An 18,767-nucleotide genomic window follows, 5' to 3' on the forward strand; every position below is an offset into this window, starting at 1 on the left:
TCGCCGAGCCACCTCTACCCCCACATTCGTGGGGGAGAGGAAACGCTAATTTTCGAGGTTGCGGCCTCGACAGTGTTGAGTTTTTTCTTCGCTCGAAAAGCTTGGCATTTCCTCTCCCCCACGGACGTGGGGGTAGAGGTGGCTCGGCGAGCCGAGACGGAGTGGGGGCTGGCGCTGGCCTCGGCCCCCTACCGCTCCTCCACAATCCGCAAATACGCCGCCGTCACGAACAGCACGATCAGCCCGAACAAGATCCGCCGTGCCCCCTCCGGCATCTGCAGGATGGTCAGCAGTGTTGTCAGCACGGTCAGGATCAGGGCGCCGATGATGGTGCCGGTGTAGCCGCCGCGGCCGCCGAAGATGGAGGTGCCGCCGATGACGGCGGCGGCGACCGAGGGCAGCACCAGCGGTTCGGCGAGCGACAGCGACGGCGCCTTGATCAAGCCGATATAGAGCAGGCCGGTGATGCCGGCGAGCACGCTGGAGGTGACGTAGAGCGCGGTGATGACCTGCCAGTATTGCACGCCCGACAGGCGGGTCGCGCGCTCATTGTCGCCGACGGCGTAGAGCAGGCGGCCGAAGCCGGTGCGGGCGAGCGTGAAGACGATGAGGGCGGCGAGCGGCACGAACAAAAGCAGCGCGTTGGGGAAGCCCCATGTCACGCCGGTGCCGAGCCAAGCCAGGAAGTCGGGGATTTTTGCGCCCGACGCGATCACCGTGCGCTGGTAGACCTGCAGGCAGCCGGTGCCGATCAGGCTGGTGCCCAGCGTCATGATCAGCGGGTGGACGCGGAAGACGCCGACGCCGATGCCATTGACGAGGCCGATCAGCACCGCCGGCATCATCGCCAGGAGGAACGCCACCGCCGGATCCTGGTTGACCACTTGCGTGGCCATGATGAAGGCGCTCATCGTCGCCACCGTGCCGACCGACAGGTCGATGCCGCCGGTCAGCATGGTTATGGTCTGGCATCCCGAGAGGATCGCCAGCGGGATGGCGAATTTGATGGTGTTGGCGATCCAGCGCTCGTTGACGATGCCGGGGCGCAGGACCTGCAGGATTATAACCAGGATGGCGAGCAGGACGATCAGCGGGATGAGCGGGCGATCGGCCATGAAGCGCTTTATGCGGCGGCCGAAGGGGACCGGGGTGATGGCGGTGGTGCTCATGGGGTTTGCCCAATGTTCTGCGAGGACGGCGCTCTACGGCGCCCCCCTCTGGCCTGCCGGCCATCTCCCCCACTTGTGGGGAGATTGGCAGCTTCAGCGCCTCGCTCATTCTTGCAAGGTTGGAGATTGGCGAAGGTCGTCGCGACATCCAATCTCCCCCCTTGTGGGGGAGATGTCCGGCAGGACAGAGGGGGGCGCGAAGGAACGCTGACGTCTCTCTGCGACAGCCCGCCCATCACTGCCGCCCCCGCATCGTGATAAACGCGCCGAACATCACCACCGCCACCATGATCAGCCCCTCGATGATGGCGGTGACGTTGGGGTCGATGGCAAGCAGCGTAAGATCCGTTCGCACCAGCCTCAGCACGAAGACGGCGACGATCGGGCCGAGCAGGCCGCCCTTGCCGCCGCCGAGCGCGACGCCGCCCAGCACCACGGCGGCGACGCTGGCGAGCAGATAGGGGCCGGGGATGGGGGCGCCGATGCCGGTGCTCATGGTCAGCGCCAGGCCGCCAAAGGCGGCGAACAGACCGGACAGCGCATAGGCGATGATGCGGGTGCGCTTGACCGGCACGCCGGAGCGGAACGCCGCCAGTTCGCTGGAGCCGATGGCGTAGATGGAGAGGCCGAGGCGCGAGCGCCTGAGCGGTATCCAGATGACGCAGAGGCAGACGATCAGCACCAGCAGGGCCTTGGGCAGCCAGGCGTCTATGGCGTCGGGCAGGCCGGGGATCGGCACGGTGCCGGAGATCAGCGCCTTCAGCCATTCGGCGATGCCGCCGCCCGGCGCGTCGAGCACCAGCAGGGCGGCGCCCTGCAGCACGAACAGCATGGCGAGGGTGACGACAATGTCGGGCACGCGGGTGACGACGATGAGCAGGCCGTTGAGCGCGCCGAGCACGAAACCCATGGCGAGCACGAAGGGCACCACGAACAGCGCGTATTCCTCGCTCGCGCCATTCATCATCGACGCCGCGGTGACGCTGGTCAGCGCCATCATGGCGGCGACCGACAGATCGATGCCGCCGGCGATGACGACCACCGTCTGCGCGGCGACTGCGAAGGCATAGGGCAGAACGGCGCGGGCGAGCGAGCCGAAATCATTGCTGCCATAGGCCGGCTGGATGATCCTGGTGGCGATGAACAGGACGATGAGCAGGGCGAACAGGCCGACGACCCAGCCTTGGCGGCGCAGGAAATGGCTCATGGCGCGGCCTCCGGCGAAGCCGAAGTGTTCGCGGTCGGATCAGCCAATATGCCGATATCGGCCTTGGCGCCGCGCGGCAGGCCGTAGGCGGCGCGCATCAGCGCAGGCTCGTCGGCCTCCTCGACCGGAAAAATGTCGACGAGGCGGCCGCCGAAGATGACGATGACGCGGTCGCAGACGCGCTGCACCTCTTCGAGTTCCGAGGTGTAGAACAGCACCGACTTGCCGTTGCCGGCGAGTTCGCGCAGCAGCTTGTAGATCTCCTGCTTGGTGCCGACATCGATGCCGCGCGTCGGGTCGAAGCACAGGATGGTGCGGGCATCCGCCGCGATCCAGCGGGCGATGGTCACCTTCTGCTGGTTGCCGCCGGACAGGCGCTGCACCTCGCCTTGCGCGCGGGTGTCGATCTGCAGCCGCTCGATCGCGCTGAGCACGGTCGCGCGTTCGCGGCGCATGTTGATCGGACCCCAGTTGCGCAAGGCAGCGCTGAAAGGCAGCGCGATGTTTTCGCGCACCGAGCGCTGCATGGCGAGCGCTTCCGAGCGGTCGCCCGGCACATAGGCAATGCCGGCGCGGATGGCGTCGATCGGATGCGAGAATTTCACCGGCTGGCCATCGACTTCGATCGTGCCGCCGGAGGGCCGGATCAAGCCGGCAAGGGCGGCGAACAACTCGTCCTGGCCCTGGCCTTCGAGCGCGACGACGCCGGCGACTTCGCCGTCGGCGAGATCGAAGGAGACATCGCTGAGCTTGGCGCCGACGCGCAGGTTTCGCACCGAAATGCGCGGCCGGGTGGTCGCGGGCGCGCCCTTCTCGGCGGCACTGCGGGCAGCGACATGGGTTTTCACGATGCGGGTGCCGAGCATCAGCTCGACGATCTTTTCTTCCACGCCCGGCACGATGTCGACGACGCCGACGGTCTCGCCGTCGCGCAGCACGGTGGCGCGGTCGCACAGCGCCGAGATTTCGACGAAGCGGTGCGAGATGAAGATCACGGCGCGGCCCGAATCGCCTTGGCGGCGCACCACTTCCAGCACCTTTTCGGCGAGGTTGGCGGGCAGGGCCGCCGTCATCTCGTCAAGCAGCAGCACGTCGGGCTCGACGGCGAGCGCCCGCGCCAGGTCGAGCACGCGCAGCACGGCCAGCGGGATGTCGCGCGCGGTGTCGCGCAGATCGAGGTCGGCAATGCCGAGCTCGCGCACCCAGGCGCGGAACGGCTCGACCGGCGTGCCGGTGAGCCTGAGATTGGAGAGAACGTCGAGATCGGGGATCAGCGACGGCTCCTGGTAGACGGGCAGCAGCCCGGCGCGGCGCGCGGCGGCCGGCGAGCGAATGTCGCGCGCTTCGCCGCGGATCAGGATGCGGCCGGCGTTCGCCGGAATGGCGCCGGTGAGGATCTTCACCAGCGTCGACTTGCCGGCGCCGTTGGCGCCCATCAGCGCGTGCACTTCGCCGGGCAGGACGGAGAGCGACGCGTTGCGAAGTGCTGCAACTGCACCGTAGTTCTTGGCGACGCCGGTGGCGTCGAGGACGGGGCTGGTAGTCAAATGGTTTGTTGTCAAAATTGATGGTTCCAGAAACTAATGTCGGCGCTCTACGGCGCCCCCTCTGTCCTGCCGGACATCTCCCCCACAAGGGGGGAGATTGGCAGTTCCGGCGCCGCCCCTCGTCTTGCGACGTAGAAAATTAGCGAAAGCCGAGATGACAGCCAATCTCCCCACCTGTGGGGGAGATGTCCGGCAGGACAGAGGGGGCGCCGTAGAGCGCTAGTCTGTGTGGCGAGGACGGCCGTTCGCCGTCCTCGCCAGTTCATTCAAACCAGGCTTACTCCCCCGGCCCCTTGCAGGCCACGATCTGCTCCTTCGTGTAGGTCGTCCACTCCGGGATCGAGATCGAGACCGGCCATTCCGGGCTGAGCGACGGGTCGGCGGCTGCCTTCAGCTTGGCCTTGCCTTCGTCGGTCGCGTTGTCCCACAGCTGCGGGTCGACCAGCACGGTCTGCTGCGCTGGCTTCTTGCCGTCGAGGATCTGCAGCGCCAGCGTCACGCCCGCGCCGCCGATCGAGCCGGGGTTGGTGACGGCTGCACTGACGAGACCTTTCACCGAGCTCAGCTGGCCGACGAAGCCGGCATTGTCGGCGCCGACCACCGGCACCAGCGGCGCCTGCGATTCGACCAGCGCGTCGACGATGACGTTGTCGATGCCCGACGTCCACACGCCGTTGAACGGCGTGCCGGTGGCCAGGAACGACAGCATCTGCTGCTTGGCCTGATCCTGCTGCCAGCCGGTGAAGACTTCCTGCGCCACCTTCACGCCGGGGTTTTCGGCCAGCGCCTTCTTGAAGCCTTTGTCGCGATCGCTGTCGGCCGAGGCGCCGGCGGCACCGCGCATGTAGAACACTTCGCCCTTGCCGCCCATCTGCTGGAACAGCCATTTGGCGCCGAGATAGGCATACTGTTCCTGGTTGTTGGAGATGATGTAGGCCGACGGTTCGGTCACCGCCTGGTCGACGGCAACGACGACGATGCCGGCCTTGGTGGCTTCTTCCAGGCCCGCCTTGATGCCGGCGGGATCAGCGGGGTTGACGACGATGGCGTCGACCTTGGCGCTGATCAGATTGCGGATGTCTTCGAGCTGGCCGGCGGCATCGGTGTTGCGGTGGGCGATGTTGAGCTTCGTCACTTCGCCCGAAGCCAGCGCCTGCGCCTTCATGGCGCAGACCATTTCCTCGCGCCAGCCATTTCCCTGCACGGTGTTGGAAATGCCGATCGTATATTTGGCTTCGGCCGACGACACGCCCATCGATGCCAGCAAGGCAGCGCCCGCAAGCAACGGGACCATGGTCAGTATTTTCTTCATGTCAGTACTCCTCCACATTGTTGTTTTTCGTCTCAGGGTCAGACCCTTCGGCAGGTTCAGACCAAGTCATTCACCTCGTCATTTGACGAAGGGGCGCAGCACGTCGCGGGCGAGCAGGAAGCCCCGCTTCACCGCATCGTCGTTGCCTTCAAACCGCCTGTCCTCATGTTCGATGATGACCGAGCCGTCATAGCCGGCGCGGTAGAGGCCGGAGAAGAAGCCGCTCCAGTCGACATCGCCCAATCCCGGCATGCGCGGCACCTGCCAGCCTATCCCGGCGGAAAGGATCCCGCGCTCATACAAATTATCATGATCGATCATCAAATCCTTGGCGTGGACATGCAGCATGTAGGGGCCGAACTCCTTGATGAAGCGGCCCTGGTCGATCATTTGCCAGACCAGGTGCGAGGGGTCGAAATTCATGCCGACCTCGCCGCCCCAGGTTTCGAGGATGCGCCGCCAGACCAGCGGCGAATAGGCGATGTTGTGCCCGCCCGGCCATTCGTCATAGCTGAAGATCATCGGGCAGTTCTCGAAGGCGAGTTTTACCCCGTGATCGCGCGCATAGGCGACGGTCTCGGGCCAGACTTTCAGCGCGTCCTGCCAGTTGACGTCGACGGTCTTCGAGGCATCGCCACCGCAGAAGGTGTTGACCACCGGCACGCCCATATTGGCGGCCAGCACGATGACCTTCTTCAGATGGCCGATGACGGCCTCGCGATGGGCAGGGTCCGGATGCAGTGGGTTGGGGTAGTAGCCGAGGCCGGAGACCGTCAGCTTCTTTTCCGTCAGCGAGGCGACGATCTCCTTGGCCTGCGCGGGCGAGGTGGAGGCGGCGTCGATATGGCTGGTGCCGGCATAGCGCCGCGTCGCGCCGGAGGTCTTCGGCCAGCAGGCGATTTCCAGCGCCTCGAAGCCGGCCGAGTGCGCCCAGCCGGCGACCTCGCCAAGCGGCGTCTCCGCAAACGGTGCTGTAAGAACTCCAAGTTTCATTCTGCCTCCCTAGACCCGACGACTATAATGCCGATTGTTTGGATCGCTTCAACCTCGCGACCTCATCTTGTTCAAGACTGTGCCGGACAGCCGCCATCGGATCGTCCGACAGCAGGTCGCCCAGCGCCGATGTGACGGCCGCGCGGAACGTATCGTCGGCGGCAAGGCCGGGGTCGAATATCCCGTCGATGGCAAGGATGGCGGACACCAGCGCGCTGGCATCGTGACCGGTCGCATCGGCGATTGCGGCGACCTTGCCGGCATAGGGATCCAACACCGGCCAGCGTTTGCCGAAGCGTGCGGAAGCATGGATGAGATAGGCCATCCAGCCGGCGACCGGCACCGACAGGAGGCCTATGCTCTGGCCCATTGCGAGCCGGTCGCGGATCGGGTTGAGCAGGCGCTGCACGATCTTCTGCGAACCGTCGGTGGCGACCTGGTGGTTGCGGTGGCGGATCGCGGTGTTCTTCAGCCGGGCAAGGCTCTGCTCGACATAGGCAAGCGGCAGGACGCCGGATACCGGCATCAGCGTCGGCAGCGTCTCCTCGACCAGCATGCGCCGGATGAAGTCCGACAGCAGCGGGTTGGCTATGGCGTCCGATGTGTGCTCGAGCCCGGCCAGCACGCCGAGCGTCGCCAGTGTCGTCTGGGCGCCGTTCAGCACCCGCATCTTGAGATGCTCGAACGGCGTGACGTCGTCGACGAAGGTGGCGCCGACCAGATCCCAGAGCGGCATGCGGCCGGCGAATTTTTCCTCGATCACCCACTGCCGGAACGGCTCACCGACAGCGACGGCGGCATCGTGGTAGCCGAACCATTGTTCGACACTATCGATGTCATCTTGCGTCACCGCCGGCGCGATGCGGTCGACCATTGACGAAGGGAAGGCGGTATTGGCTGCGATCCACGCGGCCAAGCCATTGCCGCGCTGCCTGGCGAAGGTCTGCACGACATTGGCCAGGATAACGCCATTGGCCGGAATGTTGTCGCAGGACAGCAGTGTCAGCGGCCGCCCATTTGTGGCCCTGCGCTGCTCCAGCGCCCGCACCAACAGGCCGGGGACGCTGCGCGGCGTCTCGGGGTTGGCGAGGTCGTGGACGATGTCGGGATGGCCAAGGTCGAGTTCGCCGCTGGACGGGACGTGGCAATAGCCTTTTTCGGTCACCGTCATCGTCACCAACTCGATATCGGGAGAGATCAGCACACCCAGCGCCGGTGCGGCACTCTCCTGGCTGTCGACCACCCGGACGATGCTGCCGATCACACGTGCCTCGATATGGCTGTTCTCGCGGATCAGCCTTGTGTAGAGCCCGCCCTGCCGTCCCAGCGTGTCGGCAAGGCTGGGCGGACGGATGTTGATGCCGACGATGCCCCAGCGGTCGAAGCGCAGCGAGATGAGATCGTCGGTGTATTCGGCCTGATGGCTGCGGTGGAAGGCGCCGACGCCGAGATGCGCCATGCCGCGCGCCAGGAGCGTACGGTCATAGGACGGTGTCTGGACCGAGGCCGGCAAGCGGTCGAGCAGCGCCGGCCCAAGCGTTTCGGTGGAAGCGCTCACCGGTTCGCCCCGATCACCGCCTGCTCCTGGTCGACAACCGCGCCGGTCATCGGGCCGGCGGCGTCGGACAGCAGGAAGACGGCGAGGCTGGCGATGTCGTCCGGCGTCAGCAACCGGCCGAAAGGCTGCGCGGCGTTGGCCTTCTCGAGCCAGCCAGGGCCGTTGCCCAAAGTCTCCGCCTGCATGATGCGTTCGGCCGGCGTGTCCGTCCAACCGACATTGATGCCGTTGACGCGGATGCGGTCGAAACGGTGGGCGTTGGCGGCGTTCTTGGTCAGCGTCGCTAGCGCGCCCTTGGTGGCGGAATAGACGGCAAGCTCCGGCGAGCCGCAATGGGCGTTGATCGACAGAATGTTGAGAATGGCGCCACCTTGGCCGCGCTGCTTCATGTCGGCAATCGCCGCCTGCATCAGGAAGAACGGCGCGCGCGCATTGACGGCAAACAGCGCCGCCCAATCGTCGAGGCTGGCGTCGAGGAAAGAGGCGCGATCGGTCAGGCCGGCGGCGTTGACCAGCGCATCGATGCGGCCGAAGCGCTCGATGCAGGCCTGCGCCAGAAGGGTGGGGGCGTCAGCATCGGCAAGGTCGGCGGCGACGAAGATGGTCGGCGTGCCCAATTGCGAAAGCTCGGCCGCCACGGCCTCGCCACGCGCCCTCTCGCGCCCGGTGACCAGCAGCCCGGCGGCACCGGAACGCGCCAGCGTCTCGGCAATGGCGCGGCCAATGCCTTGCGTCGACCCGGTGACCAGAGCCACCTTGCCGTCAAGCCGGATCTCCATTCCTCCTCCCGGGAATAAAGTTTCTATTTTGAGAAATATGGAACGACAATTCCCGATAGTCAATTGGACCAGTGACGCCTCATTCGCCGCGCCGCGCCGCCACGCCATGGACCAGCGCCATCCCAACGGCGAGCGAGGCCGCCAGTGAGCGGAAGCCGGCAAAGTCGGATTCCACCACTTCCAGCCAGCTGTCCGAGAGCGGGATCAGCGGGCTGAAGGTGCTGTCGGTGACGGTGACGATACGCGCCTTGCGCTCATGCGCCACCGCGACGAGATCGGGCGTGATCGAATTGTAGGGGCTGAAGGAGACAGCGAGCACGGCATCCCGGCCGCCGATGCAGCCGATCTGGTCGAGTGCGGAGGACCCGACATTGTCGACCAGCACGTTGCGCACGCCTTGCTGCGAGAGCGTCAGCGAGAGATAGGCGGTGACGGGAAAGGCGCGCTTGGAGCCGATGACATAGATCAGCTCGGCCGCCGCCAGCAGCGCCACCATCTTGTCGAAACTCTCGACGTCGAAGCCGGTCTCGATGCGGCCCAGCGAGGCCTGCGATGCGCCGACCATGCCGTGCAGGAAATGCAGATTTGGCTCGGTCTCGGTGCGCGGTTCGCCGCGCCCTTCCGGCCATGAGCCCTTGATGTGCTCCTTGAACAGGCCCTGGAAATCGGAAAAGCCGGAATAGCCGAAGATCTGGGCAAAGCGCACCAGCGTCGAGGGCTGCACGCCGGCCTGTGCCGCAACCTGCGCGATGGTGCCGAGCGCGACGTCGCTCGGATGCTGCCACAGGAAGATTGCCACCTGGCGCAGCCGCTTGGGGAAATGCACCGTGCCCGACGACAGCACCGCGCGTAGCTCCTCATAGGTCTGCGGCTGGATGTAGCCAAGCGCGGCCAGCGAGCGCCCGCGCTTGCGCGTCGCCGCCTCGTCGGTGCTGGACCGTCCGGATGCCTTGCTTGCCCCACTCATGATTTCAGGCTAGCGCGATACGATCGTTTTACAATATGAAAATTGGAAATCATGTTCGAAAGCGGTGTGCCGGGAGGAGCTTGAAAATGGTCTACGCAACATCGGACGGATCAGCCGGCAAGCGGCTGCGGGTCGGCATGGTCGGCGGCGGCCGCAATGCCTTTATCGGCGCCGTGCATCGGCTGGCCATGCGCCTCGACGACCAGATCGTGCTGGTCGCCGGCGCTCTGTCGTCGGACCCAGAAAACGCCGCCGCGTCGGCTGCCGAGATCGGCATCGCGCCGGAGCGCAGCTATGCCGATTACCATGTCATGGCAAAGGCGGAAGCTGCTCGGCCAGACGGCATCGAGGCGGTGGTCATCGTCACGCCCAATCATCTGCACGCGCCGATCGCCACGGCCTTTCTGGAGGCCGGCATCAACGTCATCTGCGACAAGCCGCTGTCGACGACGCTGGATGAGGCCGAGGCGCTGGTGGCGCTGGCGCGGGAGAAAAAGCGTCGCTTCGTCGTCACGCTCAACAACACCGGCTACGCCATGGTCCGCCAGGCGCGCGAGATGGTGGCGGCGGGCGCGCTTGGCCGCATCGTGTCCGTGCATGGCGCCTACATCCAGGACTGGCTGACCAAGCCGATCGACGCCGAGGGCCAGAAGCAGGCGGAGTGGCGCACCGATCCGGCGCGCGCCGGGCAGTCGGCGGTGCTGGCCGATATCGGCGTGCATGCCTTCAACCTGGCAAGCTATATCTCCGGCTGTGAGGCCGAGGCGGTGTCGGCCGATCTGTTCACTGCCGTGCCGGGACGCCGGCTCGACGACAATGCGCATGTGCTGGTGCGCTGGACCGGCGGGGCGCGCGGCACGATCCTCGCCAGCCAGACCTCGCCCGGCCACTACAATGATCTCTCGGTGCGCATCTATGGCGACAAAGCCGGGCTCGAATGGTCGGGTGGCCGGCCGGAGGAATTGCGCTTCTCACCATATGGCGAGGAAACCCGCACGCTGGTGCGTGGCGGTCACGGCTCGACAGCTGAAAGCCAGCGCGTGTCGCGCATGCCAGCGGCGCATCCGGAGGGATATATCGAGGCCTTCGCCAATTTCTACCGCGACGCCGCCGATATCATTCGCGCGCACCGTTCGGGCGGGACGGTTGATCCGGCGCGCGCGGCACAGGTGCCCGATGTCGTCGATGGCGCGCGCGGGGTGAAGTTTGTGGCGGCGGCGGTGGAGTCGAATGCTGCGGGTGGGGCTTGGACGGCGGCAAGGTTCGGGTGAGGCGAGCTATCCCTTGATCGCCGAGCCGACGATGGAATCGACGAAGAAGCGCTGCAGGAAGACGAACAGGATGAGCGGCGGCAGCACGGCCAGCGTCGCGCCGGCCATCACCAGGCCGGTGTTGACCGCACCTCTGTTGTAGCTGAGCAGGCGGCTCAGGCTGATGACGATCGGATAGGCGTCGGCATTGCCCTGCAGCACGGTCAGCGGCCACAGATAGCTGTTCCAGTGGTAGACGAAGGCGAAGAGGGCCAGAGCCGCGATTGCGGGGGCGATGCTGGGCGCGACGATCTTGTAGAGGATCAAGAACTCCGAGGCGCCGTCCATGCGCGCGGCGTCGATAAGCTCGTCGGGAACGCCGGAGATGAACTGGCGCATCAGGAAGATGCCGAAAGCATTGGCGAGATTGGGCACGATGATGCCGGCGAGGCTGGCGTTGAGGCCGATCGAGCCGACCAGGCGATAGAGCGGGATCAGCGTCACGATCGGCGGCAGGAACATGGTGGCGATCAGCACAGAGAACAGCAGCGACTTGGCGGGGAAGTAGTATTTGGCGAAGGCGTAGCCGGCCATCATGCTGGTCAGCAGGATGCCGGCGGTGGTGATCGAGGCGATGACCAGGGAATTCCACATCGAGCGGCCGACATTGACCACGCCCGACACCTTCTCATAGGCGTCGAAGCTCGGCGTAAGGGGGATCCACACCGGCGGCACCTGCATGCTCTCGGCCGGCGTCTTGAGGCTCGACAGCACCATCCATACCAGCGGGAAGGCCGAGGCGACGGCGACCAGCAGCATCAGCGTCGCCAGCAGCGCCTTGCGGCCCGACGGGCGCCGGCGCGACAGCCGGCTCGACGATCCCGCGCTCATTCGTCGTTCTTCCGGTTGGCGAAGGCAAACAGCGCGCAGACGACGACAATCAGCGAAAGCATCAGCATCACCGCCATGGCCGAACCCAGTCCACCCTGCGCACGCTCGATGCCGACGCGGCGGATGTGGTAGGTCAGCACATTGGTCGAGCCGACCGGCCCGCCCTGCGTGATCAGGGCAACCGGCTCGAACACCTGCACGGCGTTAATGATGGCGATGACGGCGCTGAACAACAGCGTGCGCCGTATCAGCGGCAGGGTGATGAAGCGGAACTGCTCGAAACGGTTGGCGCCGTCGAGCTTTGCTGCTTCATACAGGCTGCCGGGAATCTGCGTCAGCCCGGCGATCGCCAAGACGGTGAAATAACCGACCTGTTGCCAGACATTGAGGAAGACGATCGAGATCAGCGCCGAGCGCGGTGACGACAGAAAGGGCTGTGGTCCCACACCGATCAGGCCGAGCATCTGGTTGAGCGGGCCTTCGCTCGGCGAATAGAGTTTCGACCACACCAGCGCGACAGCGATCATCGGCACCATGTAGGTGGCAAACAGCACCGTGCGCAGCGCCGTGCCGCCGGCGACATCGCGCTGGTAAACCATCAGCCCAAAGGCCACCGACAGAGGCAGGATGAGGATGACGGAAAGCGCGGTGTAGACGGCTGTGTTGGCGAGCGCGGCCTTGAAATCGCGGCCAACCGAGGAGACCCCAAAAATCTCGCGGAAATTGTCGAGGCCGATGAAGCCGGCGCTGGAAAACGGCGTCTGCGTCGACCAGTCCTGGAACGACAGCCAGACGGTGAGCAGCATCGGCAACAGGATGAAGATGCCGATCAGCGTCACGGCGGGCGCCAGCATGATGCCCGCCGAGGCACGGTACCTCTGAATCATTATCTGGCGGCGCGCTCCAGGATCGAAATGGCGTCGGCCTGCGCCGTCGCCTGCGCATCCTTGGCCGAGACCTGGCCATACTGCAACGCCTCGAGCGTCTGCTGCAGCGATTCCGAGAATTCCTGGCCGCCCGGCACCACCGGGAACGGCTTGGCGTCGGTGAGCACGCTGACATAGCCGGAGAGGAATTCCGAGCCGAGCTTGTCCTTGTGCGCCTCGATGTCGGAGAGGCGTGAGGGCAGGATGCCCATCGACATGAGGATATCCGACATCGCGGAAGCGCCGTTCTTGCCGGACTTTGGATTGTTCAGCCAGGCGAGGAAGTCCCACGCCGCCTTCTGCTCGGCGGCACCTGCATTGGCGTTGACCACGGTCATCCAGGAGTAGGAGATCGAATGCGGCTTGTCGCCGCTCGGGCCGACGGGAATCGGCGCCGTTGCAATGTCGGCGAACTTGTCGCCCATGCCGGCCTTCAGTGCGCTCTCCCACCAATTGGCCATGATGATCATGCCGGTCTTGCCGGAGACGAAATTGTCGAGGAAGGGGCCGGTGGTGTTGGCGTCGGCTGTCGCCATCGAAGGCACGCTGGCGCCGGACTTGATCAGGTCTTCATAGAGCTGGAAAGTCTCCGCGGCCTGCGGGCTGTCGAGCACCGGCTTGCCGTCCTTGACCAGGTCGCCGCCATTGGAGACCAGCAGCGAGGCGAAGGGGTGGACGACGCCGGCCGCCCAGGAGTTGATCATGCCGAAGCCTTGCTGTCCCGCATCCTGGTTGGTCAGCTTCTTGGCCGCATCCTTGAACTCGTCCCAGGTCTTGGGTGGCGCCGCGATGCCGGCCTGCTTGAACAGCGCCTTGTTGTAGTTCAGCGCATAGACGTCGATTTCGTTGGGGATGCCGTAGAGCGTGCCGCCGACCGAGGCGGCGCTGGTGATGCCCGCCGGCCATGCGGCCTTGACCTCGCTGGCCACCGCATCGGGGGCGGGCGCGACCAGCTTGTCGCGCGCCAGTTCCGGCAACCAGAGATCGTAGATGCCGCCGATCGTCGGGCCGTCCGCGCCGCCGCCTTGCGAGCGCAGCGTGGTCAGGAGGTCGCCGAATGGGACGGCGCGCACGGTGACGCTGACATCCGGATTGGTCTTGGCATAATCCTTGGCCGCCGCTTCCAGCAGCGCGACCGTCTCCGGCGACCAGTGGGTGAGATAGGAGATGTTGACCGATTGCGCCCAGCCGGTGGTGGGCAGGATGGCGAGGCCTGCGGCCAGTGCCAGTTTCGACGTCCAGGCAAACGACATTCCTCATCCTCCTATCGGTTCACAATGACGTTATGACAAGTTAGCGCGGCGACGCAAGGGCTTGCTGGCGAAAAAGTCTCACATGGCACGGTCACAGATTTCTTTGCAGCGCTGGAATGTGGATATTTATCGTTAGGTAACAAACGGATGCGGGTACTGCAATGTCGTGAGGGGGCCAACGCCGCCATTCCTGAGGCGCAGCAGACCTCTTGCGAATGCCGCTATGTCATTATAATGACTTTTCCCGAGCCAATGACTCTCTCACGGCAGGAAATGCCGCGGGACGCCAAGGACAGAGAACAATGGGAGACTGGCAATGAGCATGCTTTCACTTGACCGGCGCGCAGCACTTGGCCTGATCGGCGGCCTTGCCGCCGCCTGCGCCGGCGTCTTCGCCTCATTGCCGGCGCGAGCCGCCGACAGCACGGTGACGCTGTGGAGCTGGCGCACCGAGGACGAGGCAGCGATGCGCCGCATCTTCGATGCCTTCGAGGCGAAGAACCCCGGCATCAAGGTCGCCATCCAGTTCACGCCCGATGCCGACTACCAGAACCGGCTGAGCACGGCGCTGCGCGGCGGGCGCGGGCCCGACATCGCCCAGCTCAAGGCCTATGGCGAATTGCAGCCCTTCGTCGAGGCCGGCTATCTCGACGCGCTGGACGACAGCGTGCCGGAGCTGAAGAACATGGAGGACGCGGCGCTTGGCGGCGCGCGCGGCCGCAGCGACGGCAAGCTCTATGGCGTGCCCTATTCGGTGCCGATGATGGGCGTCTTCTACAACCAGGATATCTTCGCCGCCCAGGGCATCGAGATACCGAAGACCTACAAGGATTTCACCGCTGTCTGCGAGAAGCTGAAGGCGGCCGGCATCACGCCGATCGCCACCGGCGGCGCCAACGGCTCGGCCTGGGAACTGGAGATCGCCGTCGGCGTCGTCGGCCCGACCGTCTATGGTCCTGAATTCTACGACGAGATGATGAGCGGCAAGGCGACCTTCGAGGATCCGCGCTATGTCGCGGCGCTGAAGCGCTTCGCCGAGCTGAAGCCGTATTTCCCCGACGGCTTCGCCGGCATCGACTACACCACCGCCACGCAGCAGTTCATCGGCGGCAAGGCGGCGATGTTCCTCGGCGGTTCGTTCGAGAACGGCAGCTTCAAGGCGCAGAACCCGAAGCTGAAATTCTCGATCTTCCCGTTCCCCGCCGACGATGCCGGGGCAAAACTCTACACCTCGGCCTTCTCCGACGGCTCCTATGGCCTGGTCTCCGAGAGCCAGAACAAGGAAGCCGCGACCAAGGTGCTGGGCTTCATGGTTTCGGCAGAGTTCGCGCAGATGTTCGCCGACGAGCTCGGCTGGCCGCCGGCCCGCACGGATGTGACGGTGAAGGATCCAGTGCTGGCCTCGATGATGGAGATGGCGAAGAATTCGACGCCCTATCTGACGCTGGTCGGCTTCCGCTGGCAGTCGCCAACGGCGTCTTCGGTGCTGCAGTCGGAGATCATCGACATGGTCGAAGGCAACATCGCGCCGGAGAAGCTGGCGGCCGACATGCAGGCCGCGGTCGCCACCTGGTTCAAGCCGAAGCAGTAGGCGCGGCCGGTCGCAAAAGCGGCCGGTCACTCACGGACCAGAAAAGCGCATGAGCACCCTTCGCCGCACCAGCAGCCTTCGCCGCACGCAGCAGCGCATGGCCGTGCTGTTCATCCTGCCGGCGCTGGCGGTCTATGCGCTGTTCGTCCTCTATCCCCTGGGGATGTCGCTCTGGGGCAGCTTCTTCGTCTGGAAGGGGCTGCGCATGGTCGAGTTCGCCGGCCTGTCGAATTTCTCAAGGCTGTTCGTTTTCCCCAGCGGCGCGCGGCTCTACGGCGCGCTGTGGCACAACACCGCCTGGTTCTTCGGCATCATGCTATTCCAGAACGGAATCGGGCTTTTGTTCGCCTGGCTGCTGTTCCTGCGCGACAGGGGTGCTGCGTTCTTCCAGTCGGTGTTCTTCTTTCCGGCGGTGCTGAGCCCGGTCATCGTCGGCGCGCTGTGGCGGTTGCTTTTGGCACCGGGCGGCGTCGTCGAATGGGCGCTGAACGGGCTTGGCCTGCACCAGGGCAGCCTGACCGTGCTCGGCAACAGCCACACCGCGCTCGCCATGCTGATCGCCGTCGATGCCTGGAACTGGATGGGCCTGCCGGTGCTGATCTACACGGCAGGTCTGCGGCAGATTTCCGGCCAGATTTTCGAGGCGGCAAAACTTGACGGCGCCGGCAATGCGCGCATGCTGTTCTCGATCGCGCTGCCGCTGCTGATGCCGGCGCTGGGCACGCTGACGACGCTGTCGTTCATCAACACCTTCAACCAGTTCGACATCGTCTATGTCATGCAGGGCGTGCAGGGCAATCCGAGCTATTCGACCGACACGCTGGTGACCTACTTCTACCGGCTGGCCTTCGGCGCGGAAGGCGCTGTCGGCATCACCGATATCGGTCTGGCGCTGGCGCTCGGCACCGTGCTGTTTTTGATCCTCAGCATCGGCACGCTCATGATGCTGCGCTTCTTCGACCGCCGCACGGTGCAGCTATGAGCGCGCTGGCGATTGCGAAGAGGCCAGACATCTCACGGCAGCTGGCGCGGCTGCCCGGCTGGACGGTGCTGATCGCATGGACGGCGGCTGTGCTGTTGCCGCTCTACATCCTTGTCGTCTCCTGTTTCAAGACCACGGCCGAGATCTACGACAACAGGCTCGGCCTGCCGCAAAGCTTTGCCTTCGACAATTTCATCAACGCCTGGACGCGCGCCGATCTCGGCCAGAATTTCATCAACAGCCTGATCGTCACGGGCGGCGCGGTCATCCTCACCATCGTCGTCTCGGCGATGGCCGCCTATCCGCTCAGCCGATACAGACTCGGCTGGAATGCCATCATGCTCGGCCTGTTCCTGTCAGGCATCATGCTGCCGATCCGGCTCGCCTCGGTCGAACTGTTCACGCTGATGCGCAATCTCGGCCTGCTGGATTCGCTGACCGGGCTGATCCTGGTCTATTCGGCGATCCGCATTCCCTTCGCCGTCTTCATCTTCGCCAATTTCATGCGCGTCTTACCCTCCGAGTTGGACGAGGCCGCGCGCATGGACGGCGCCGGCGAGGTGCGCATCCTGTTCCAGATCATCCTGCCGATGGTCAAGCCGGCGGTGTCGATCGTGGCCATCTTCACAGCGATCGCGGTGTGGAACGAATTCTTCTTCCCGCTGATCTTCATCTTCGACGACCGCTACAAGACGGTGCCGCTGGCGATCAGCGTCTTCGTCGGCCAGTTCCGCACCGACTGGGGCCTGGTGTTCGCCTCGCTGGCGATATCCATGGCGCCCATCCTGATCATGTATTGTCTGCTGGCGCGCCAGATTCGCGAAGGCGTGGGTACCGGAGGGGGCACGAAATGATCGAAGACAGAATTTATGCGGCGAAATCCATCCTGGTGGTCGGCGCGCACGCCTTCGATGCCGAGGTGATGGCCGGGCCGCTGGCGGCCGCTGCCGTCAAGCGCGGCGCCACGGTGACCTTCCTGCATCTGACCATGGGTGAGCAGGGCCATCCGTACCTGGTTCCCGCGCATTATTGCGTGCAGAAGGAAGAGGAAGCGGGCAGCGCGGCGGAGCGGCTCGGCGTCACTATGCGTGGCTTTGGCCTGCGCGACGGCTTCCTGCCCACAGACGATCAGACGGCGCTCGAAGTGGGCGACATCATTCGCGAGCTGAAACCCGAGATCGTCATCACCCATTGGCATGGCAGCTGGCACAAGGACCATCGCGCCGCCGCGCATTTGACGAAGACCGGTATCTTCTTCGCCGGACTGCCGACCGTTGCCAGCGACCATCCGGCGCACACGCCGCAACTGCTGCTGTTCGGCGAGAACTGGGAGGACGATGACGGCTTCCGGCCCGAGTATCTCGTCGATGTCAGCGACGGGTTCGAGGCCTGGCGCGACGCGGTCATGGAGTATGAACTGGCGCGCGGCCTGAGCAGCTTCCCCTATGTCGACTATTACAGTTCGCTCTACCGGCTGCGCGGCTGCCTGCGCGGCACGCGCCATGCGCAGGCCTTCGCGGCGGCATCGCATTCGTGGAATGCCGGCAGCGGCCTGTTCTCGCTCCCCTTCGGCAAAGGGTCCGGTCGATGACGCGGGTACTCGCCATCGATCTCGGCGCCACCAATCTGCGCGCCGGCGTATCTACGGGCGATGTCGGTGCGTTGGAGACGCGGGGCAGCGAGCCGGCGCCGGCAACCCTTGATGCCTTCATTGCTCGCATCGACGCGCTGTGCGTGGAGGCCGGGCCGGTCTCAGCGCTTGGCATCGCGGTGCCGGGTCTGGTCGAGGGCTCAATCTGCCGCTGGATCCCCAACCTGCCGTTCCTCGACGGCGTCGACATCCAGACGCTGTTTCCCAAATTGCGCGTAGCGCTCGGCAATGACGCACAGATTGCGCTGCTGGCGGAGGCTGTCGAAGGCAGTGCGAAAAACATGTCAGATGCGATCCTGCTCGCCATCGGCACCGGCATCGGTTCGGCGGTGCTGGCCAATGGCCGCATCGTTGCCGGCGCGCATGGCGGCGCCTGCTCGTTCGGCTGGGCCTGCGCCGACGTCAAAGATCATGGCGAGGAGCGCAGCGGCTGGCTGGAGCGCGTCGCGTCGGGCCGGGCGCTCGATGCCCTTGCCGGACAGATCGGCCTTGCCGACGGCCGCCAGCTGATCGCCGCTGCCCAGGCCGGCGAACTGGCCGCACTCACCTTGCTTGAACTGCCGGCGCGACAGCTCGGTACCGCGCTTGCAGGCGCTGTCGCGCTGCTCGATCCGCAAGCGGTGCTGATTTCGGGTGGTTTGGCGGAGGCGCTGGATGTGATCCGGCCGCCGCTGCTTGCAGCGCTGCGACG

At 65.2% G+C, this 18,767-nt stretch carries 17 protein-coding genes; 6 read left to right on the forward strand and 11 right to left on the reverse strand.

The window, feature by feature from the left end; genetic code table 11:
- Positions 1–188: 188 nt before the first annotated feature.
- From NKI61_RS28405 to NKI61_RS28440, 8 genes are all read right to left on the reverse strand, one after another.
- On the reverse strand, positions 189–1,169 hold the full coding sequence (locus tag NKI61_RS28405) for an ABC transporter permease (RefSeq protein ID WP_023704177.1): 981 nt from the start codon (positions 1,167–1,169) through the stop codon (positions 189–191).
- 235 nt (positions 1,170–1,404) lie between these two features.
- Entirely contained in the window at positions 1,405–2,376 is a 972-nt protein-coding gene (locus NKI61_RS28410) for an ABC transporter permease (protein ID WP_023669686.1), read from the reverse strand.
- On the reverse strand, positions 2,373–3,923 hold the full coding sequence (locus NKI61_RS28415) for a sugar ABC transporter ATP-binding protein (RefSeq protein ID WP_023740861.1): 1,551 nt from the start codon (positions 3,921–3,923) through the stop codon (positions 2,373–2,375). The genes NKI61_RS28410 and NKI61_RS28415 overlap by 4 nt, the downstream gene beginning before the upstream one ends.
- Positions 3,924–4,200: 277 nt before the next feature.
- Positions 4,201–5,235 (reverse strand): ABC transporter substrate-binding protein, encoded by a 1,035-nt coding sequence (locus NKI61_RS28420; protein ID WP_352841899.1) that lies wholly within the window; start codon positions 5,233–5,235, stop codon positions 4,201–4,203.
- A gap of 78 nt (positions 5,236–5,313) precedes the next feature.
- A complete protein-coding gene (locus NKI61_RS28425) occupies positions 5,314–6,228 on the reverse strand; it encodes a sugar phosphate isomerase/epimerase family protein (protein ID WP_023740862.1) in 915 nt (304 codons plus the stop codon).
- A gap of 22 nt (positions 6,229–6,250) precedes the next feature.
- The gene (locus tag NKI61_RS28430) at positions 6,251–7,786 is read right to left on the reverse strand and encodes a mannitol dehydrogenase family protein (protein WP_352769049.1); all 1,536 of its coding nucleotides are present in this window, start codon (positions 7,784–7,786) and stop codon (positions 6,251–6,253) included.
- Positions 7,783–8,565: an SDR family oxidoreductase gene (locus tag NKI61_RS28435; protein WP_352841901.1), complete on the reverse strand. Its 783-nt coding sequence runs from the start codon at positions 8,563–8,565 to the stop codon at positions 7,783–7,785. The genes NKI61_RS28430 and NKI61_RS28435 overlap by 4 nt, the downstream gene beginning before the upstream one ends.
- Positions 8,566–8,644: 79 nt before the next feature.
- A complete protein-coding gene (locus NKI61_RS28440) occupies positions 8,645–9,532 on the reverse strand; it encodes a MurR/RpiR family transcriptional regulator (RefSeq protein ID WP_352498316.1) in 888 nt (295 codons plus the stop codon).
- Positions 9,533–9,618: 86 nt separating this feature from the next.
- On the opposite strand from NKI61_RS28440, the gene NKI61_RS28445 reads away from it, so the two are divergent.
- Positions 9,619–10,803, forward strand: coding sequence for a Gfo/Idh/MocA family protein (locus NKI61_RS28445; protein WP_352650413.1), 1,185 nt, complete (start codon positions 9,619–9,621; stop codon positions 10,801–10,803).
- A 6-nt stretch (positions 10,804–10,809) separates the two neighbouring features.
- On the opposite strand, the gene NKI61_RS28450 is transcribed toward NKI61_RS28445, so the two are convergent.
- Genes NKI61_RS28450 through NKI61_RS28460 form a run of 3 tightly spaced genes read right to left on the reverse strand, consistent with a single transcriptional unit; the run spans position 10,810 to position 13,852 of the window.
- On the reverse strand, positions 10,810–11,673 hold the full coding sequence (locus tag NKI61_RS28450) for a carbohydrate ABC transporter permease (protein ID WP_352650415.1): 864 nt from the start codon (positions 11,671–11,673) through the stop codon (positions 10,810–10,812).
- The gene (locus tag NKI61_RS28455) at positions 11,670–12,560 is read right to left on the reverse strand and encodes a carbohydrate ABC transporter permease (protein WP_352841903.1); all 891 of its coding nucleotides are present in this window, start codon (positions 12,558–12,560) and stop codon (positions 11,670–11,672) included. The genes NKI61_RS28450 and NKI61_RS28455 overlap by 4 nt, the downstream gene beginning before the upstream one ends.
- Positions 12,560–13,852, reverse strand: coding sequence for an ABC transporter substrate-binding protein (locus tag NKI61_RS28460; protein WP_352841904.1), 1,293 nt, complete (start codon positions 13,850–13,852; stop codon positions 12,560–12,562). Before NKI61_RS28460 ends, NKI61_RS28455 begins: the two co-directional genes overlap by 1 nt.
- A gap of 316 nt (positions 13,853–14,168) precedes the next feature.
- Here NKI61_RS28460 and NKI61_RS28465 point away from each other — a divergent pair, with 316 nt between their 5' ends.
- From NKI61_RS28465 to NKI61_RS28485, 5 genes are all read left to right on the forward strand, one after another.
- Positions 14,169–15,443, forward strand: a complete 1,275-nt coding sequence (locus tag NKI61_RS28465) for an extracellular solute-binding protein (RefSeq protein ID WP_352841905.1) — start codon at positions 14,169–14,171, stop codon at positions 15,441–15,443.
- A gap of 49 nt (positions 15,444–15,492) precedes the next feature.
- On the forward strand, positions 15,493–16,425 hold the full coding sequence (locus NKI61_RS28470) for a carbohydrate ABC transporter permease (RefSeq protein WP_023747070.1): 933 nt from the start codon (positions 15,493–15,495) through the stop codon (positions 16,423–16,425).
- A complete protein-coding gene (locus NKI61_RS28475) occupies positions 16,422–17,279 on the forward strand; it encodes a carbohydrate ABC transporter permease (RefSeq protein WP_352841907.1) in 858 nt (285 codons plus the stop codon). Before NKI61_RS28470 ends, NKI61_RS28475 begins: the two co-directional genes overlap by 4 nt.
- The gene (locus NKI61_RS28480; protein ID WP_352841909.1) at positions 17,276–18,016 is read left to right on the forward strand and encodes a PIG-L deacetylase family protein; all 741 of its coding nucleotides are present in this window, start codon (positions 17,276–17,278) and stop codon (positions 18,014–18,016) included. Before NKI61_RS28475 ends, NKI61_RS28480 begins: the two co-directional genes overlap by 4 nt.
- Positions 18,013–18,767: ROK family protein (locus NKI61_RS28485; RefSeq protein WP_352841911.1), on the forward strand; the 755-nt coding region annotated here is incomplete at its 3' end. The genes NKI61_RS28480 and NKI61_RS28485, both read left to right, overlap by 4 nt.

Origin of the sequence: Mesorhizobium sp. M0514 (assembly GCF_040321145.1) — a bacterium.
Taxonomy (GTDB): Bacteria; Pseudomonadota; Alphaproteobacteria; order Rhizobiales; family Rhizobiaceae; genus Mesorhizobium.

Excerpts from the sequence above, each read along its gene's own strand:
- NKI61_RS28405 (WP_023704177.1), bottom strand. The coding sequence starts at position 1,169 with ATGAGCACCACCGCCATCACCCCGGTCCCCTTCGGCCGCCGCATAAAG.
- NKI61_RS28410 (WP_023669686.1), bottom strand. The coding sequence starts at position 2,376 with ATGAGCCATTTCCTGCGCCGCCAAGGCTGGGTCGTCGGCCTGTTCGCC.
- NKI61_RS28420 (WP_352841899.1), bottom strand. The coding sequence starts at position 5,235 with ATGAAGAAAATACTGACCATGGTCCCGTTGCTTGCGGGCGCTGCCTTG.
- NKI61_RS28425 (WP_023740862.1), bottom strand. The coding sequence starts at position 6,228 with ATGAAACTTGGAGTTCTTACAGCACCGTTTGCGGAGACGCCGCTTGGC.
- NKI61_RS28435 (WP_352841901.1), bottom strand. The coding sequence starts at position 8,565 with ATGGAGATCCGGCTTGACGGCAAGGTGGCTCTGGTCACCGGGTCGACG.
- NKI61_RS28440 (WP_352498316.1), bottom strand. The coding sequence starts at position 9,532 with ATGAGTGGGGCAAGCAAGGCATCCGGACGGTCCAGCACCGACGAGGCG.
- NKI61_RS28445 (WP_352650413.1), top strand. The coding sequence starts at position 9,619 with ATGGTCTACGCAACATCGGACGGATCAGCCGGCAAGCGGCTGCGGGTC.
- NKI61_RS28450 (WP_352650415.1), bottom strand. The coding sequence starts at position 11,673 with ATGAGCGCGGGATCGTCGAGCCGGCTGTCGCGCCGGCGCCCGTCGGGC.
- NKI61_RS28455 (WP_352841903.1), bottom strand. The coding sequence starts at position 12,560 with ATGATTCAGAGGTACCGTGCCTCGGCGGGCATCATGCTGGCGCCCGCC.
- NKI61_RS28460 (WP_352841904.1), bottom strand. The coding sequence starts at position 13,852 with ATGTCGTTTGCCTGGACGTCGAAACTGGCACTGGCCGCAGGCCTCGCC.
- NKI61_RS28465 (WP_352841905.1), top strand. The coding sequence starts at position 14,169 with ATGAGCATGCTTTCACTTGACCGGCGCGCAGCACTTGGCCTGATCGGC.
- NKI61_RS28470 (WP_023747070.1), top strand. The coding sequence starts at position 15,493 with ATGAGCACCCTTCGCCGCACCAGCAGCCTTCGCCGCACGCAGCAGCGC.
- NKI61_RS28475 (WP_352841907.1), top strand. The coding sequence starts at position 16,422 with ATGAGCGCGCTGGCGATTGCGAAGAGGCCAGACATCTCACGGCAGCTG.
- NKI61_RS28480 (WP_352841909.1), top strand. The coding sequence starts at position 17,276 with ATGATCGAAGACAGAATTTATGCGGCGAAATCCATCCTGGTGGTCGGC.